16 protein-coding genes are annotated in these 17,962 nt (G+C 46.1%); 1 reads left to right on the top strand and 15 read right to left on the bottom strand.

What is annotated here, in order from left to right; translation table 11 throughout:
• Nucleotides 1-237: 237 nt before the first annotated feature.
• Entirely contained in the window at nt 238-723 is a 486-nt protein-coding gene (locus CWC29_RS00860) for a DUF721 domain-containing protein (protein WP_235956501.1), read from the top strand.
• A 44-nt stretch (nt 724-767) separates the two neighbouring features.
• Here CWC29_RS00860 and lpxC read toward each other — a convergent pair whose 3' ends face one another.
• The 15 genes from lpxC to rsmH all read right to left on the bottom strand — a co-directional run bounded on the left by lpxC (nt 768) and on the right by rsmH (nt 17,959).
• Complete coding sequence (gene lpxC / locus CWC29_RS00855) at nt 768-1,691, bottom strand: UDP-3-O-acyl-N-acetylglucosamine deacetylase (RefSeq protein WP_010368639.1); 924 nt, start codon at nt 1,689-1,691, stop codon at nt 768-770.
• Between the two features lie 88 nt (nt 1,692-1,779).
• Nucleotides 1,780-3,024: a cell division protein FtsZ gene (ftsZ, locus tag CWC29_RS00850; RefSeq protein WP_017217160.1), complete on the bottom strand. Its 1,245-nt coding sequence runs from the start codon at nt 3,022-3,024 to the stop codon at nt 1,780-1,782.
• A 21-nt stretch (nt 3,025-3,045) separates the two neighbouring features.
• On the bottom strand, nt 3,046-4,278 hold the full coding sequence (gene ftsA, locus CWC29_RS00845; RefSeq protein ID WP_128728776.1) for a cell division protein FtsA: 1,233 nt from the start codon (nt 4,276-4,278) through the stop codon (nt 3,046-3,048).
• A complete protein-coding gene (locus tag CWC29_RS00840; protein WP_069020760.1) occupies nt 4,275-5,060 on the bottom strand; it encodes a cell division protein FtsQ/DivIB in 786 nt (261 codons plus the stop codon). Before CWC29_RS00840 ends, ftsA begins: the two co-directional genes overlap by 4 nt.
• Nucleotide 5,061: 1 nt before the next feature.
• Nucleotides 5,062-5,973, bottom strand: coding sequence for a D-alanine--D-alanine ligase (locus CWC29_RS00835; RefSeq protein ID WP_128728777.1), 912 nt, complete (start codon nt 5,971-5,973; stop codon nt 5,062-5,064).
• Nucleotides 5,970-7,403: a UDP-N-acetylmuramate--L-alanine ligase gene (gene murC / locus CWC29_RS00830; protein ID WP_138523588.1), complete on the bottom strand. Its 1,434-nt coding sequence runs from the start codon at nt 7,401-7,403 to the stop codon at nt 5,970-5,972. Before murC ends, CWC29_RS00835 begins: the two co-directional genes overlap by 4 nt.
• 8 nt (nt 7,404-7,411) lie before the next feature.
• Entirely contained in the window at nt 7,412-8,479 is a 1,068-nt protein-coding gene (gene murG, locus CWC29_RS00825) for an undecaprenyldiphospho-muramoylpentapeptide beta-N-acetylglucosaminyltransferase (protein WP_010368645.1), read from the bottom strand.
• Nucleotides 8,476-9,651, bottom strand: a complete 1,176-nt coding sequence (gene ftsW / locus CWC29_RS00820) for a cell division protein FtsW (RefSeq protein ID WP_138523590.1) — start codon at nt 9,649-9,651, stop codon at nt 8,476-8,478. The genes murG and ftsW overlap by 4 nt, the downstream gene beginning before the upstream one ends.
• Nucleotides 9,648-10,970: a UDP-N-acetylmuramoyl-L-alanine--D-glutamate ligase gene (gene murD, locus CWC29_RS00815; RefSeq protein ID WP_130126930.1), complete on the bottom strand. Its 1,323-nt coding sequence runs from the start codon at nt 10,968-10,970 to the stop codon at nt 9,648-9,650. Before murD ends, ftsW begins: the two co-directional genes overlap by 4 nt.
• Nucleotides 10,970-12,052, bottom strand: coding sequence for a phospho-N-acetylmuramoyl-pentapeptide-transferase (gene mraY / locus CWC29_RS00810; RefSeq protein ID WP_010368649.1), 1,083 nt, complete (start codon nt 12,050-12,052; stop codon nt 10,970-10,972). Before mraY ends, murD begins: the two co-directional genes overlap by 1 nt.
• Entirely contained in the window at nt 12,046-13,440 is a 1,395-nt protein-coding gene (locus CWC29_RS00805; RefSeq protein ID WP_010605804.1) for a UDP-N-acetylmuramoyl-tripeptide--D-alanyl-D-alanine ligase, read from the bottom strand. The genes mraY and CWC29_RS00805 overlap by 7 nt, the downstream gene beginning before the upstream one ends.
• Complete coding sequence (locus tag CWC29_RS00800) at nt 13,437-14,900, bottom strand: UDP-N-acetylmuramoyl-L-alanyl-D-glutamate--2,6-diaminopimelate ligase (RefSeq protein WP_017217168.1); 1,464 nt, start codon at nt 14,898-14,900, stop codon at nt 13,437-13,439. The genes CWC29_RS00805 and CWC29_RS00800 overlap by 4 nt, the downstream gene beginning before the upstream one ends.
• Nucleotides 14,893-16,707: a peptidoglycan glycosyltransferase FtsI gene (locus tag CWC29_RS00795; RefSeq protein ID WP_017217169.1), complete on the bottom strand. Its 1,815-nt coding sequence runs from the start codon at nt 16,705-16,707 to the stop codon at nt 14,893-14,895. The genes CWC29_RS00800 and CWC29_RS00795 overlap by 8 nt, the downstream gene beginning before the upstream one ends.
• Complete coding sequence (gene ftsL / locus CWC29_RS00790) at nt 16,704-17,027, bottom strand: cell division protein FtsL (protein ID WP_010368658.1); 324 nt, start codon at nt 17,025-17,027, stop codon at nt 16,704-16,706. The genes CWC29_RS00795 and ftsL overlap by 4 nt, the downstream gene beginning before the upstream one ends.
• Nucleotides 17,027-17,959 carry a 16S rRNA (cytosine(1402)-N(4))-methyltransferase RsmH gene (gene rsmH, locus CWC29_RS00785; protein ID WP_010368659.1) on the bottom strand — a complete coding sequence of 311 codons (933 nt, stop codon included), beginning with the start codon at nt 17,957-17,959 and terminating at the stop codon, nt 17,027-17,029. The genes ftsL and rsmH overlap by 1 nt, the downstream gene beginning before the upstream one ends.
• Nucleotides 17,960-17,962: the final 3 nt, after the last annotated feature.

The raw sequence follows: 17,962 nt of genomic DNA, 5'->3' as shown, positions 1-17,962 counted from the left end.
TTGAGCGTAAGTGTAGCGTTGCAAGTGATAAAGTTTAGTTGGCACCTAACTCGACTCATTTATTCGAGTACAAAACTAAGCGCTTTCGACAACAAATGTTGGTACTTTTGGATTTCTCAAAAATTTCTCTCTGATATACTTAGTAGACTGAGAAACCACCAGTGCGGAGTAATTTAACTCCGTATTATCCCGATATGGCGGTTATTTTTTATTTTTCAACCTATGGGAAGTAAGTCATTGGCTAAAAATCGCTACAATCCAAAACCGCTTGATGAAGTGATGGGGGGGTGGTCAGATAAACTCAATCAATATGGTCAAAAAAGCGCCCAAGCGGCACAGTTACAGAGCTGTTTGGAAGACACTCTAGGCCCTATTTTGAGTAAGAAGTGCCGTGTTGCTCACTACAAAGAGGGGACACTGACGATAGAAGCGGCTTCAGCAACGCTTGCTACTCGGCTAAACTTTTTAAAAATGGATATTCTCAGTGCATTTAGAAAAGTGGGATTACATGACTGTGCGTTAGTGAAAATTACCACCAATCCAGAAGCTCAACAGCGTCTCTCAAATAAGGTGGAATCCCAATCTTCGACCTATCAAGCCAATCGAAGTATGAGCCAAGCCACTGGCGAGCATTTGCTAGCGCTAGCGCAATCCGCGCCACCATCGCTTAAAGCAAAACTAGAAAGACTCGCTAAACACGCAAACACAACGCAAAAAAAATGACGCCTTAGCGTCACTTTTTATCAAACTATATTAGCCTAAGAAGCTTATGCCGTTGCGGTATTGATACCCGCTTCCATTCCTGGCGCTGGCATACTGACTGGCTCTTCGAATGTCGCCCACTCCCATGCTGACTCAGTTGCCATGATTTCACGAAGCAACATATTGTTTAGGCCGTGGCCTGATTTATAGCATGAAATCTTACCTAAAATGTTGTGACCTGCCATAAACATATCACCCACACAGTCTAAGATCTTGTGTTTAACAAACTCATCCGCATAGCGCAGGCCATCTGGATTTAATACTTTAAACTGATCTAAAACAACCGCATTGTCCATGCTACCACCTAAGGCTAGGTTGTTTGCATGCATGTATTCGATATCACGCATAAAACCGAAAGTACGAGCACGACTGATCTCTTCAGTAAAGCTTTGCGCGGTAATGTCTAATCCAATACGTTGGCGGCTAGCATTGATCGCTGGGTGATTGAAGTCGATTTCAAAGTCGATGTGGAAACCATCGTAAGGTTCAATTTCAGCCCACTTGTCGCCATCTTCAACACGCACTTTTTCTTTGATGCGAATAAAGCGCTTGGCAGCGTTTTGCTCTTCAATACCGCCTTTTTGAATTAAGTAGATGAATGGCAATGCACTGCCATCCATAATAGGCACTTCGGCGCTGTCTAGCTCTACGATGAGATTATCAATCCCAAGCGCAGCGACCGCAGCAATCAAGTGCTCGGTAGTAGACAAGCGAACGCCATCTTTATTTGTTAAACACGTACACAGTTGCGTGTCGCCCACAGCTTCCGGTGTTGTTTCAAAATCAACAACAGGGTCTAGATCAACGCGGCGAAATACAACACCTGTATTCACACCAGCTGGTCGGAGAGTGATCGTGACCTTTTCACCTTTGTGTAAACCTACACCTGTGGCTTTAACGACTTGTGCAATCGTACGTTGTTTAATCATATATTCGCCCACTTAAATTCTAGATAGGCGGCGGAGTATAACATAGTTCCACCAAACTGCCAATCTTTGTTTGTTTTTTATACCAACTTTAGTCTGACTGCTTACGTAAAAAAGCCGGAATATCGAAGTAGTCACCTTTCTCTTTACTGTCGTTACCTTTTGCACTTGTTGAACTAGAAGCTTGTTGTGGCTTCTGCTCTTGTACTTGTGGTGCAGGCGCTTCAGCTGGTTGCTCAGGTTCTGCCGCTGATGTTTGTGGTTGCGTAAAGCTTGGCACATACATGCTCGTTTGTGAGCTAGTTTGTGTGCCACCTACTGCATCTGAGCCTGAGGCTTGTCTAAAGCCATTGTCTACAATACCAAATTGCGGACGACGGTCACCACCTAAGCCGGTAGCAACCACGGTCACTCTTAGCTCTTCGCTCATTTCAGGGTCAATAACAGCACCCACTACCACAGTCGCGTTTTCAGATGCTAACGCTTTCACATGGTTACCAACGACCTCAAACTCTTCGATTGTAATGTCCATGCCAGCGGTAATATTTACCAAAATACCTTTCGCGCCAGTTAGGTCCACATCTTCTAAAAGCGGGCTAGAGATCGCGGCTTCCGCAGCTTCTTGTGCACGATCAGGACCTGTTGCCGAAGCCGTCCCCATCATTGCAGTCCCCATTGCTGACATCACGGTTCTCACATCCGCAAAGTCAACGTTGATTAGACCTGAACGTGTGATCAACTCTGCAATACCTTGTACCGCGCCATAGAGCACGTCATTTGCTTTAGCGAAGGCATCTAGCAGTGTAGTCCCTTTACCAAGAACTTTAAGCAATTTGTTGTTTGGAATTGTAATAAGTGAATCTACAATTTCTGACAACTCAGCAATACCTTGCTCAGCCGCAGCCATGCGCTTTTTACCCTCGAGATCGAAAGGACGCGTTACTACAGCCACAGTCAAAATACCTAGTTCTTTTGCTGCACGAGCAACAACAGGTGCGGCACCGGTACCTGTACCACCGCCCATACCGGCTGCGATAAATACCATGTCTGCGCCTTCAAGGCTGCTCTTGATGGTTTCTAGATCTTCTTCTGCTGCGCTGCGGCCCACTTCTGGGTTTGCGCCAGCTCCAAGACCTGAGGTAATCTGAGTACCTAGCTGTACGGTAATATCCGCAGACGAACGGCGTAACGCTTGTGCGTCAGTATTCGCTACGATAAAACGTACACCTTCAATTTCTTGGTTTACCATGTGTTCTACGGCGTTACCGCCGCCGCCACCGACACCGATGACTTTAATGACAGCTTCTTCGCTGTGCTGTTCCATAATATCAAACATCTTCACTCTCCGACTTGAGTATTAAAACTCGCCTTGGAACCATTTTGTAACACGGTTCCACCAACTCCCCTCTGCATCTACTTTCGATTTCTGTGCATTCATCGATTGTAGTGAACGGCCGTATTGTAACAAACCTACCGCCGTTGCATATGCAGGGTCATCAACATAATCTGTTAATCCCTTAATGCCAATTGGTTTACCTATTCTTACTGGCATTTGGAATATATCTTCTGCGACTTCTTGTGCACCTTGCATCTTGGCGCTACCGCCAGTGATAACAAGACCTGCCGCAATTTGATCTTCAAAACCTGAGCGACGTAATTCTTCTTGTGCAAGCTCAAACAATTCTCTAAATCTTGGCTCTACCACCTCAGACAAAGTATGGCGAGACATTACCCGAGCAGGGCGTCCACCAACACTTGGTACTTCGATGGTTTCTTCGCTTGATGCCATTTGGCTCGACGCGAAGGCATATTGTACTTTCAGAGACTCGGCATGCGAAATAGGTGTTCTAAATATTTTTGCTATATCGCCAGTAACCTGATTACCCGCGACCGGGATCACAGCAGTATGGCGCAGCGCACCATTTACATAAATCGCAATATCCATGGTGCCACCACCGATATCTAATACCGCAACACCAAGCTCTTTTTCATCATCAGTCAACACTGAGTAACATGACGCCAAAGCGTTAAACGTTAATTGGTCTACCTGTAAACCACAGCGTTCAACACACTTTTCAATATTCTTTGCCATGTCATTTGAACACGTAATGATATGTGCTTTCGCTTCCATCCTTACGCCACTCATACCCAGAGGGTTTTTGATCCCCTCTTGCATGTCGATGCTATATTCTTGCGGCAATGAGTGCAGCATTTTGCGTTCGGCAGACATAGGTACAGAACGTGCAATGTGAATAACATTGGCAATATCATCGTCAGTGACTTCAGCATTGTTTATTGCCACCACGCCACTTTCGTTTTGACACTGAATATGTTTGCCTGAAATCCCCAAATAAACCGAGCTTATTCTGCAATCAGCCATTAGCTCGGCTTCATCTACAGCGCGTTTAATAGACTCAGAAACGAGGTCTAAATCGTTTACCCCGCCCTTATCCATGCCGTGAGACTCTTGGCGTCCGACACCGACAATACTAAGTTGATTGTCCACAGTGATCTCCCCAACTGTGGCGACGACCTTTGATGTGCCAACATCTAATCCAATCACTAAGTTTCTTTCTGCCGACTTTGTCATGCTTCACTCTTGTTATTTTGTTGTTCTTGCTGCTCAGTAGGTTCTTTCCAACTCACTGCCAGTCCCGTGTCGTAGCGTAAATCAATGACATCGATTACTTTACCTTCAGGCCGCTCCATACGTGGATACACGTCAATAAAACGTTGTACTCGTTTGGCTTTGTCTTCACGCCCTAAATTTAATCGGATCCCATTGTCCAGCCATAGCTGCCAAGCAAATCGTTCTGAAAGCGCTAAACTTTCCAACGTAAACTGATTTACCGCCAACAAGGCTTTAAACTGCTTAAATGTTTGCCATGCTTCTTCAGCACTCCCTTCAGGGCCATATAATTCAGGCAGCCCCTGCGGCAACTTGTTACTGCTTGCTTGGAATACTTCACCATCATCATTGAGTAATGAATCGCTGTTCCAATGCGCAACCGGCTTATGTTCCACCACATAGACTTGCAGCGTATCCGGCCATTGTTTTCTGACTGACACTGTCGCAATCCAAGGCAAAGACTTTACCGCCTTGTGGACTGCTTTTACATCAAGTTCAAAAAAACTATTTAAATCTGCGGTTTTAATTGCCGCCACAATGTCATCTTCATTGGTGTAATGTGGTTTACCGAGTACTTTGAGTGTTTTTATTTGCGCATCATGATGTGCAACTAACCAATCACTTACCCAGTATGTTCCTCTCACCAATGTAAAAATCACCACAAAGAAGAAGCTAAGTCCCCAGAAAAGGGGCCAGTTCACTCTTGAACCGATCAGCTTCAACCCTGCCAAAAATGCTCGCATATTAAAGCGTTTGCTCCAAAATGCGAACAACTAATTGCTCAAAACTTACACCCACCGCTTTTGCTGCCATCGGCACCAATGACTTTTCGGTCATACCAGGTACGGTATTTACCTCGAGTAGATAGAAATGGCCCTGTTCATCTTGCATGGCGTCTACACGTCCCCAACCAGTGGCACCAACCAATTCAAAAGCGTGCTTTGCCATCACTTGTAATTGCTCAGTATGTGCAGCGCTAATATCTGCCGGACAATAATACTCTGTACTATTAACTTGGTATTTCGCTTCATAGTCATAAAAACCACGAGGCGTACGCATTTCAATAACAGGCAATGCCTCTTTACCAAGCATAGACACGGTAAATTCACGTCCAGTGATCCATTGTTCAACGAGAACTTGATCGTCAAATTTAAAGGCATTATTTAATGCCGCAGTCAGGGTCTCTTCGCTGTCTGCCTGAGCCATACCTATACTTGAGCCTTCGTGGCTTGGTTTTACCATGACTTTACCAAACTCAGCGATTAGCGCCTTAGCGTCAAAACCCGTCTCTTTGCTTACCACAGCATAAGGTGCCGTACTTAACTTAGCAGACTGAAAAAGATGCTTACAGCGGACTTTATCCATTGCAAGCGCACTACCAAGTACACCGCTTCCTGTGTATGGTATCCCCATAAACTCAAGCGCACCTTGAATAGTGCCATCTTCACCGCCACGGCCATGCAGTGCGATGAATACACGATCCACACCTAGGTCTTTAAGTTGCCATAAATTACGTTCTGCTGGATCAAAAGCAATCGCATCAACACCTTGGTTAACGAAAGCATTTAACACTGCATTACCAGACTTTAGCGACACCTCTCGCTCTGCTGAACTACCGCCAAGTAATACGGCTACTTTTCCAAACTGACTACTCATAATTCACTCTGTTTTAACTGCGCTATCGATAGCCCGGTTGTGGCTAACTGCTTAACGATTTGACCTATATTGCCAGCCCCTTGCGTCAACACTAAGTCACCATCAGCCATAGTGCTTGCCAACACTTTAGCCAATTCACCATGGTCACTGATATGGATCGGCTCAACGCCACGTTGACGGAGACTACGACACAAACTTTTACTATCCGCACCAACGATGGGCGCTTCGCCGGCACTATATACATCTAACAGCAGTAGTTTATCAACATCGCAAAGCACTTTTACGAAATCTTCATATAAATCGCGTGTTCGGCTATAGCGATGTGGCTGATAAATCATAACCAAACGCTTATCAGGCCAACCAGACTTAGCGGCTTTTATCGTCATCGCAACCTCAGACGGGTGGTGACCATAATCATCAACCAGCATCACCTCACCCACTTCATTATTGAATGAGCCGTAATGCTGGAATCGACGTCCTACGCCTTCAAAATTGGCTAATGCCTGATAAATCGCTTCGTTTTCAATATTGTGATCTTTTGCAACCGCAATAGATGCCAGCGCATTCAATGCGTTGTGCTTACCTGGCATATTTAGCTTCACTTCAAGTAACTCACCGTCTTTGGTTCTGACTTTAAAGTGTGATTCACTTTGTGTTTGCTTGAAGTCCAGTAACTGATAATCCGCATCGTTAGCCTCACCATACGTGATGGTCGGCCTTGCAAAGCGTGGCAATAATTCTCTTACGACCGGCGAATCGATACACACCACTGCCAGACCATAAAATGGTAAGTTATGGATAAACTCGATGTAGGTGTCTTTCATTTTTTCGAAGTCACCCTCGTAAGTATCCATGTGGTCTTCTTCGATATTCGTGACCACTGACACCATCGGCTGCAAATGCAAAAACGATGCATCACTCTCGTCCGCTTCTGCGATAAGGTATTCACTGCTGCCCACTTTGGCATTACTGCCAGCACTATTAAGCAAGCCACCGATAATAAAGGTTGGATCCAGCTCAGCCCGCGCAAAAATACTCGCAATCAGGCTCGTCGTTGTGGTCTTACCATGTGTTCCTGCTACCGCAATCCCGTGACGAAAGCGCATCAACTCAGCGAGCATTTCGGCGCGGCGAACGATTGGCGTACGGTTTGCCTTCGCCGCTTGGATCTCTGGGTTTTGGTCGTTGATTGCACTCGATACCACAACCACATCAGCCATTTTTACATTTTCAGCTTGGTGGCCGATAAAGATCTCGGCGCCCATATTTGTTAATCGCTCTGTCATCGTACTTTTGGCGATATCTGAGCCTGTAATTCGGTAACCTTCAAAGGCCAGCACTTCTGCAATCCCACCCATACCAGCACCACCAATTCCGATAAAGTGGATGGTGTTGATACGTCGCATTGCTCTTCTGCTTGAAGCTTCCATTTAATATCCTAGTTCGATAATTCTGTACAAATTTGGGCAACTTTCGCTGTTGCCTCCGACTTGCCGCATTGTCTCGCTTTTGCTGCCATCGTCGCAATTTTTTGCGGCTCAATAACAAGTGGCTGCAGTGTAGTTGCTAGCGTTTCTGGCGTCAGTGCAGTTTGCTGCAATATAAAAGCAGCCCCAGCAGACACTAAAAATTGCGCGTTAGCCGTCTGGTGATCGTCAACGGCATGTGGAAAAGGCACAAAAATCGCCGTTTTCCCAGCTGCGGCTATCTCACTTACGGTCAACGCACCTGCGCGGCAAATAACCAGATCAGCCCAAGCGTATGCGGCGTCCATATCATGAATGAACTCGCTGACCTCAGCATTAATGCCCGCACTTTCATATCGTTGTTGTGTATCGTCTTGGTTATGTTTACCGCTTTGATGACGAATATTTAATGCGATACTGGCCACCTGTTGCTTTAGTAACTTGAGTCCTTCTGGCACGGTTTCATTCAGTGCCTTTGCTCCCAATGAACCACCGACAATTAATAGATTTAACGGCACTGAAACGGGTTTATCGCTAATCTCGGCAACGCTTGCACGTACCGGATTCCCCACAACCTGAGCGAGCTTTTCACTGAATGCGCCGGGAAAACCCGCCAATACGCGACTTGCAATTTTCGCCAGCAACTTATTGCTCATACCCGCAACCGCGTTTTGCTCATGGATCACCAAAGGGATCCCAAGCAGCTTCGCAGCAACACCTACAGGACCTGTTACATAACCACCCATAGCTAACACCACATCAGGTTTACGTTGTTGTAAAATACGCTTAGCTGCAAGTACCGCTTTTAAAACCATAAATGGTGCGGTTAGTAATCGTTTGACCCCATTACCTCGGACACCTTTCATGGCAATAAAATCAATTTCAAAACCGTAACGCGGCACCACATCGGCTTCCATTCGGTCCGCAGTGCCAACCCAGCTCACTTGCCAAGCCTGCGCTTGTAAAAATTGTGCCACTGCAATACCTGGAAAAATATGTCCACCTGTACCGCCCGCGACCACTAGAAGACGTTTAGTCATCGTCTACCTCCACGGGATGTTGCCTGTCTTGTCGACATTTTTGTCTCAAAGTCTATGCGCTGTAAAATGCCTGCCGCAATTGTCATCACCCAAAGACTAGAGCCGCCATAAGAAACAAATGGCAGCGTTAAGCCTTTAGTGGGTAAAATGCCAGCGCTCGCACCAATATTAACGACTGCCTGAAAGGCAAACCAAATACCAATGCCCAAGGCAAAATACCCTTCGTATTCTTTGCCTGCTTTAAGGGCCTTTTGCCCGATAAAAAGCGCTCGAGTAACCAATACGCCGAGTACAATAATTATGCTAAATACCCCAATAAAGCCTAGCTCTTCCGCTATTACAGCAAAAATAAAGTCATTATGTGCTTCCGGCAAATACTGTAGCTTTTGTATGCTATTACCCAGGCCTTGGCCAAACCAGCCACCTTGGCCGTATGCCATTAGGGATTGTACCAATTGATAACCGGCACCAAATGGATCTTCCCAAGGGTTTAAAAAGCCCACGACACGCTTCATACGATATGGCTCAATGATGATAAGCAGTACCACCAACGAGACACCGGTAAGCATTAAAGTAAAAAACTGCCAAAGCCTTGCACCGGCTAAAAACAATAGGCCAACGGTCGTCACAAACATAACCACCACAGTACCTAAATCTGGCTGCATCAAAATTAAGAACGCATACACCGCAAACACAATCATTGGCTTGGCAAAGCCTTTGATGTTTTCTTGTACTTCATCGCGTTTACGTACCAAGTAGCCGGCAATATAGCTGAAGAAAAATAGCTTAGATGCCTCCGCTACTTGCAAACCAAAAGGACCAAGCGGGATCCAGCGCCTTGCACCATTTACTTCGCGACCAATAATGAGTACCGCCACTAACAGTAGCAAACCAAAAAGCAGCAAATATGGATTACTGCGTTTCCACCAAGTCATTGGCACACTCGTCGCAAACCAAAAGAGGATAAACGAGCCCACTAAAAAGACAACGTGGCGAATGGTAAAGTGAAAAGGATTATCAAATAGTCGCTCGGCAACCGGCATCGAAGCGCTTGTCACCATCACAAATCCCACTCCAATAAGCATGAGCATGCAGTACATCAAAGGTACGTCAAATAAGCTCTCGGACTGGCGAGGCGTTAGCGCCTCTTTGATATCAGCGACATTAATCAAGCATGCTCCCCCACTAAACGGACGAACTCATCCCCACGCGCCATATAGTTTGGATACATATCTATGCTGGCACAGGCTGGTGCTAATAAAACAATATCGCCATTGGTCGCTATCGTTTTTGCCGCCAACACGGCTTCTTCCAGATTGTTGACCTGATGGCTATTGCGCAGCAGTGGCATAAACTGTGCGCCGTCTTGCCCGAAACAAAATAGCGCTTTGCAATGCGTAGTGAGTGGCGTCTTGAGCGGTGAAAGATCTGCCCCTTTAGCATCACCACCCACGATCAAAATAATATTTTTGCGACCTGAAGCTAAAGAATCAATAGCGGCGACCGTCGAGCCAACATTCGTTGCCTTCGAATCGTTGAAGTAACGAACCCCAGCAACATCGGCAACCAACTGACAACGATGAGGTAACCCCGTGAAACTCGCAAACGCGCTGGCAAATGCCTGCATAGGTAATTGCATCGGCGCTAATAACGCCAATACCGCCAAGGCGTTAAATTGATTATGTCGCCCTACCATTGCCAACGTTTTAACTGGTAACAGTGGTGTTTGTTTGTGTGCGAAATGCGGCTCACCGTCAAAGGTCATTAAGTGATAATCCCCCTCAGTGAGGGATACACTGCTGCCTTGCCCATGCTGCGCAAAGGTATAATGATCTTCAGCATTAAAGACAATATGCTCGACATGCTGGTAAATACGTTGCTTCGCTTCGATATAAGCTTGAAAATCAGGATAGCGATCCATGTGATCTTCAGTAATATTGAGGATCATTGCCGACAAACAAGCCAAGCTATGAGTGGTTTCAAGCTGAAAACTAGACAGCTCTAGCACATAAACATCATGCGGCTGCTCTAACAACGACAGCACAGAGGTGCCAATATTGCCGCCAAGCCCCACTTTTAAGCCAGCGGCTTTCAATACTTCTGTCGCGAGCGTAACAACGGTGGACTTACCGTTAGAGCCCGTAACGGCAATCACTGGACGGGTATTAAGGCGTGCAAATAGCTCAATATCGCCGATGACTTCAACGCCTTCAGCAATGGCTGCGGCAACGCTCTGTTCAAATAACGGGATCCCTGGGCTGATGATAATCAGATCCGTTTGCGCCAAAGCGGCATCAGCAAGATTGCCAAATACCGCTTCACATTCAGGTGCGTTGTGACTTAGCCAGTCCGAGCCCGGAGGCACTGGACGACTATCAACCACTTTTGGATTAATACCGTGCGACAGCAGAAAACGCACAATCCCCTGTCCTGTGACTCCAAGTCCCAGTACTGTGACATGCTTTTTCTGTAATTGCTCAATATACGTCATTATCTAATCTTCAACGTCGCAAGGCCGGCCAAAACCAAGATAATCGAGATAATCCAAAAACGGACTATCACGCGCGGCTCAGGCCATCCTTTTAATTCGTAATGATGGTGAATAGGGGCCATTCTAAAGATCCGCTGACCTCTGAGTTTGTAAGACCCTACCTGTAAAATGACGGATAATGCCTCCATCACAAATACACCGCCCATAATGATAAGCACTAACTCTTGGCGTACTAAAATAGCGATGATCCCGAGTGCACCACCCAACGCCAATGAACCCACATCGCCCATAAAAACTTGTGCCGGATAGGTGTTGAACCATAAGAAACCAAGACCTGCGCCAACAATCGCAGTACATACCACAACCAATTCACTTGTGAGTGGTAAATGAGGAATATGAAGGTAGCTTGAGAAATTCGCATTACCGGTAACGTAAGCAATAATAGCGAGTGCTGAGGCAACCAAAATGGTCGGAACAATGGCAAGACCATCCAAGCCATCTGTTAGATTAACTGCGTTTGACGTACCCACAATCACAAAGTAGCTCATGACCAAATAGAACAAACCAAGTTGTGGTAACACATCTTTCAAAAATGGCACGACTAGCGTGGTTTCCGCAGCGCTGGTGGACGTAAAGTACAAAAATGCCGCCGTAGATATCGCAATGACCGACTGCCAGAAGTACTTCCAACGTGCAATTAGGCCTTTACTGTCTTTTCTGATCACCTTACGGTAATCATCCACGAACCCAACAATACCTAAGCTGCCAATGACAAATAACGTCACCCATACATATTTGTTGCTAAGATCGCCCCACAGTAGCGTACTGGTAAAGATCGCAGCCAGAATTAACAGCCCACCCATGGTTGGCGTACCCGACTTGGATAAATGCGATTCAGGGCCATCATCACGTACGGTCTGACCAATCTGCATACGCTGTAATGCAGCGATGAGTTTAGGACCAAAATACAATGAAATCATTAACGCCGTTAAAATGCCTAAAATCGCCCTCAGGGTAAGGTAAGAAAATACGTTAAACCCAGAATAATATTGGGTAAGATACTCGGCTAGCCAAACTAACATGATACTTCTCCTGTCTCGCTATCCGACTGGCCAGCGTTTACTAATTCTTCAACGAGCAGTTCCATCCGCGCACTACGTGATCCTTTAACAATAACGGTGCATTGTCCTGATTGCTCAGCCAATACAACTCGTAACGCCTTCATTAAATTCTCGCGAGTCGAGAAATGACGATTTGGCTTTTCAAATACATTGCTAGCGCTACTACTCAGCACCCCCAATGAAAACAATTCATCAATGCCTTGCTGCTTAGCATACTCGCCGACTTCACGGTGATATTCGCGGGCATCTTCACCCAGCTCTGCCATATCACCCAACGCCAATACTTTATAGCCAGACATAGACGCCAATAAATCAATCGCCGCGTTGACAGATTTCACGTTTGCATTGTAGGTGTCATCGACGACACGCAGCGTGTCCGAGACTTGGATCATGTTGACACGGCCCTTTACTTCAGCCATTTGTTCAAGACCCGTTGCCACCTCACTTAAGCTTGCGCCCAGTTCAGTTGTCAATGCTGCCGCAATCAGCGCATTGCCAACGTTGTGCTGGCCACTAAGCGGTAAACTAATGGTGGTACGCTCTTCACCCTGGCATAGCGTGAAGGTGGGGCGAGCTAACTCATCCAACTCAATTGCTTCCACCCAAATATCAAGCTGAGCATTTAAGCTATAACGTTTCACTTTAGAAACAGCTAAGCTTTCCTGCCACATCTGAGCATAATCACTATCCGCATTGATGACTGCGACACCGTCAGCTTTTAGGCCCGAGAAAATCTCACCTTTCGCTTTTCCTACGCCATCAATTGAACCAAACCCTTCTATGTGTGCTGGTGCGACATTACACACTGTCGCCACGTCTGGGCTCACTAATGCTGTGGTATAAGCAATTTCACCCAAGTGGTTAGCGCCGAGCTCTATCACCGCGTATTCATCATCTTCACTTAAGCGCAATAGCGTCAACGGTACCCCGATGTCGTTATTAAAATTACCTTTAGTAGCAAGGACTTTGCCTTTTTGCGCCAAAATCGCTGCACACATTTCTTTCACTGTGGTTTTACCGACACTGCCAGTAATTGCAATGGTTTTAGGGGCAACGGTTTCAATTACTGCTCGACCAATTTGGCCTAAAGCAATACGCGTATCTGCAACAACAAACTGTGGTAAATCGATATCTTCATCGTGCTCAGAAACAATAGCTGCAATAGCACCTTGCGCTTTGGCCACATCCAAAAAGCGGTGGCCGTCAAAGTTAGGCCCTTTAAGTGCTAAGAACACCTCACCAGACTGTATTGTTCTGGTATCAGTATTAATATTGGCGACTGCCAAATTCTCCCCGTCGTAAGGGGTTTTTAAGACTGCTGCAAGCCAAGAAAAATCCATCTTGATCATGCCTTTTCCCCTCGTAAAATCGCTGCAACGCATTGCCTATCACAAAAATCAATGCGCTCAGTACCTATAATTTGATAATCCTCGTGCCCTTTCCCCGCTATTAGCACCACACTGTTTTCATCAGCTAGGTCTATCGCGTGTTGAATGGCTAGCCCTCTATCAGGCTGGCAGACAGCATACTCAGGGTGGATGAGTCCTGCCTTAACGTCATCAATGATTAAATTAGGATCTTCACTTCGTGGATTATCGCTGGTGATCACCAGTTTATCTGCATATTTCTCCGCAGCTCGCGCCATTTCAGGACGCTTACCTTTATCTCTATCACCACCGCAACCAAACACACAGATAAGATTACCCGGTACATGTGCTCGCAAGGCTTGTAGTGCAAGTGCCAAAGCGTCTGGGGTATGGGCATAATCAACAATACACGTAGGCTTTTCAGGGGCACTAAATGGCTGCATGCGGCCTGCAACTGGCGCGAGCTGGCTGCAAGCTTCGCTTAATGCATCAAGACTTGCACCTTGCAATAGTAAAGTCGCAATCGCAGCAGCTAAATTATAAAGATTAAACTCACCATACAGTGGCACATTGACTTCACATTCACCCCAGCTGGTTTTTAATGTCGCTGTTAAACCGTTTGGGTGTGCCGACACGGCATCAAAGAATACGTATTGTTGGTAGCTATGCGCTTCACTCCAGCGACCGTAAACAACCACGGTGTCGTCATTGAATTCAGCAGCCCAACTAGCCCCCACTTCATCGTCAATATTGATGACTTTGTGAGTTGGCGCACAGCGAGTAAATAGTAGTTTCTTGGCTTCTGCATAGCTTTGCATATCACCGTGATAATCTAAGTGATCGCGCGTCAAGTTGGTGAAAACAGCCACATCAAAGTCGCATTCGTCAACTCGACCTTGCACCAAGCCATGGGAAGAGACCTCCATCGCGACTTGATCATATTGTTGCTGTAAAAACGCCAAAATACGTTGTAAATCTACGTTTGACGGCGTGGTGTTTGCCAGCGGAATAAGACTGTCTGGTTGACCATAACCAAGCGTACCTATCACAACCCCTGCACTACCGGTTAGGCTAGCTAAATTGGCAATCATTGCTGTCGTGGTAGATTTACCATTGGTGCCAGTAACGCCTGTGAGTTTGAGCTTTTTACTCGGGTATGCATAAAACTGCGCTGCAATTGCCGCCAACTTATCAGCAAGATTGTCGATAAAAATCGCTTGCTCCGGGGCAATATTAAGCTCGCTTCCCGTTTCTGCAAGCACACATTTAGCGCCTTGCGCAACGGCACTAGCGGCATATTTAGCACCATCTTGGGCATGACCTTGCAGTGCAACAAAACAATCACCAGGCTCAATCGCTCGACTATCTATGCGTAGGTGCTCAACCTCAACAGCGGCAATATTGACACCATAATCACTGAGTACCTGAGCCAGATCACGCATCGTTATCTGCTCCCGAAATATAAGCTACGCGCTCTTTATCAGGTGCTACGTTTAGAATTCTCAGTGCATTAGACATAATTTCAGCAAAAGCAGGCCCTGCGGTTTGACCGCCATAGTAAACATCTCCCGCCGGTTCATTAACCATCACCACAACCGCAAGCCTTGGGTCACTTACCGGTGCAACGCCCGCAAAGTAACCAACGTACTCATCACCATAACCACCCGCCACGGCTTTTTCTGAAGTACCTGTTTTACCAGCGGCACGGTATCCATCAACTTTTACGTTGTGGGCTGTACCACCACGTTCAAATACTGACTCCATCATCTCTACCACGGCATGTGTATCTTGCTCGCTAAAAATACGCTTACCTTCAGGAATTTCATCTTGCTTCACAATAGTGAGTGGTCGCAAGATACCACCGGCTCCAAACATGGCGTAAAGTCTCGCCATTTGTGCGGTACTTACTGATACCGCATAACCATAGGATAGTGTTGCGATTTCAAAGTTAGACCAACGGCGGTTTGGATAAAATAAACCTGCGCTTTCACCAATCATGTTTGAGCCCGTTGGCTCACCAAAGCCCACTTCTTGGTATAAATTGATAAAGTATTCCTTTGGTAACATTTGCGAGATCTTCGCAACCCCCATGTTACTGGAGATTTTAAGGATCTCTCTTAAGCTCAGCTCACCATTGTTGCGAGTGTCTTTCACCAAGCCACCGCTTAAGTTCATCCAGCCCGGATAAGTATCTATCGTATCTGTTGCCTTAACTGCACCATAATTTAAACCAGCCAATACCGCTAAAGGCTTTAAGGTTGAACCGGGTTCAAATAGGTCAGTCATAGCACGATTACGACGTTTATAAGGTGCAGCAGTACTTAGGTCGTTAGGATTAAAGCTTGGGCTATTCACCAAAGCTAAAATCTCGCCAGTGTGTACATCAACAACTATCGCCGAACCAGAGGTAGCTTTATAGCTCAGTACCGCCGACTTTAACGCGCGGTAGGCAATGGCTTGGATCCGTAAATCAATACTCAGGTAAACATCTTCTGGCTCGACACGCTGTTCTTCTGAAAGTACTTGTACTTCACGACCTTGCGCATCTTTTCGAATGGTGCGTTTACCAGCCGTACCGGTTAATGCAGAGTCGAACATACGCTCGACGCCTTCAATACCTTTGCCATCAATATCGGTTACACCAATCATGTGCGCCGTTACTTCGCCGCTTGGGTAAAACCGTTTGGACTCGTCAAGCAAGTGCACGCCCGGCAGGCGCATTTGACGAATATAGTTGGCAACAACCGCCGTCACTTGACGCTTCAAATAGACAAAACGACGGCTTGGGTCTCCCCTAAGCCGTTCATCGACATTTTCTGGTTTAAGTCTGAGCACATCTGCAAGCTCTTTCCACCTGAGCTCATCATCGTACCAAGCTTGTTTCCGTATTTTCAGTTCAGCATCGTTTTGCTCTAACGCTTTATAATCTTCACCTTCTTTACGGGCTTTGCGTAACACTTTTTTGGCAAGTGCCTTATCAATGGCAAGGGGATCTGCATAAACGCTCACAACCGGCACACTCACTGCCAGCTCTTTGCCATTGCGGTCGAAGATCATGCCTCGTTGGACATTGAGTTTCTCAACCCGTACGGTGCGCTTATCATTTTCTTCAATGGCCTTATCAGGCTCAATTACTTGCAAAAATGCAGCGCGTGCAACAAGCGTCATAAAAACGGTGAGCATCACGCCGCAAACTAGAGCAAAGCGCCAGGTGATAATAGATTGAGTTTTTTGCTTTTGTTTATTCATGGCAGCACAATCACCTGTTCATCTTTACTGGTTGGGCGTTTCATCTCTAACTGCATCTTAGCTATCTCTTCAATCCTTGCATGCTGGGAGTAAAACTCTTCTTCCACAACGAGATATCGCCATTGTAGGTCTAGCTCATCGCGCTGTTGCAATAACTCATCCTGCTGTATCAATTGCTGGCGAGTTAAATGGGTAATTTGCACTACGGCGAGTGCAGAAATCAAAATCGTAAGTAGCAAGAATGCCGTCAACTTATTAGCAATGATGTAATAGCCTATTTCTACAAATAGATTCGGTTGACGTTGCTTACTTGCATTCACTAGAGCTTCTCCGCCACTCTTAATACTGAGCTTCGCGAGCGTGGATTTTGTGCAATCTCTGCATCGCTAGGCTTAATGGCTTTACCCACTGCCTTTAAGGTGAGATTTTGTTTAAGTTGTTCATCCGTTAAAGGCAGACCTCTGGGTATCGCCTCTCCCTTACTCTGCTTCTTAATAAACTGCTTTACAATGCGATCTTCTAGAGAATGAAACGAGATCACCACTAACCGACCACCAGGTTTTAACACCTCAAGTGACGCTTGCAAGGCAGTCTGAATTTCTTCTAACTCACTGTTAATATAAATACGAATAGCTTGGAAAGTACGTGTTGCAGGATGCTTGTGTTTATCTTTGACAGGCACAGCTTCATCAATCAGTTGTGCTAATTGCGCCGTCGTAGTAATCGCGGTGTGCTCGCGCACTTCAATGACTTTACGAGCAATACGAGTGGCAAACTTTTCTTCGCCATACTTTTTGATCACGAATACCATTTCTTCAAGTTCAGCTTCAGCTAGCCACTGTGCAGCGCTGCGACCTGAATCTGGATCCATTCGCATATCCAGCGGCCCGTCTTTCATAAAGCTAAAGCCACGGTCTGCATCATCAAGCTGAGGGGAAGACACACCAATGTCCAACAAGATGCCATCAACCTGTCCTAAGATACCGGCTTGTTCCGCGACAGATTTAATTTGCGAGAAGCGGCTTCGCGCTATAGAGAAACGCGCATCATCGGCAAACTTTTCAGCCGCCTTAATTGCTTGAGGATCTTGATCTATGGCTTGTAAACGCCCAGTCGACAATCTTTTGAGGATTTCACCTGAGTGCCCACCACGACCAAATGTCCCGTCGATATATATACCTTCAGGGTTAATTGCTAGGGCATCTAGGGTTTCGGTCATTAATACCGAAATATGCTTAAACTCTTCGCTCATTAA

The sequence above is a fragment of the Pseudoalteromonas galatheae genome (genome assembly GCF_005886105.2).
Lineage (GTDB): Bacteria > Pseudomonadota > Gammaproteobacteria > Enterobacterales > Alteromonadaceae > Pseudoalteromonas > Pseudoalteromonas galatheae.
Note: the sequence above shows the minus strand (reverse complement) of the source record. Positions and strands in the feature narration are given on the sequence as shown.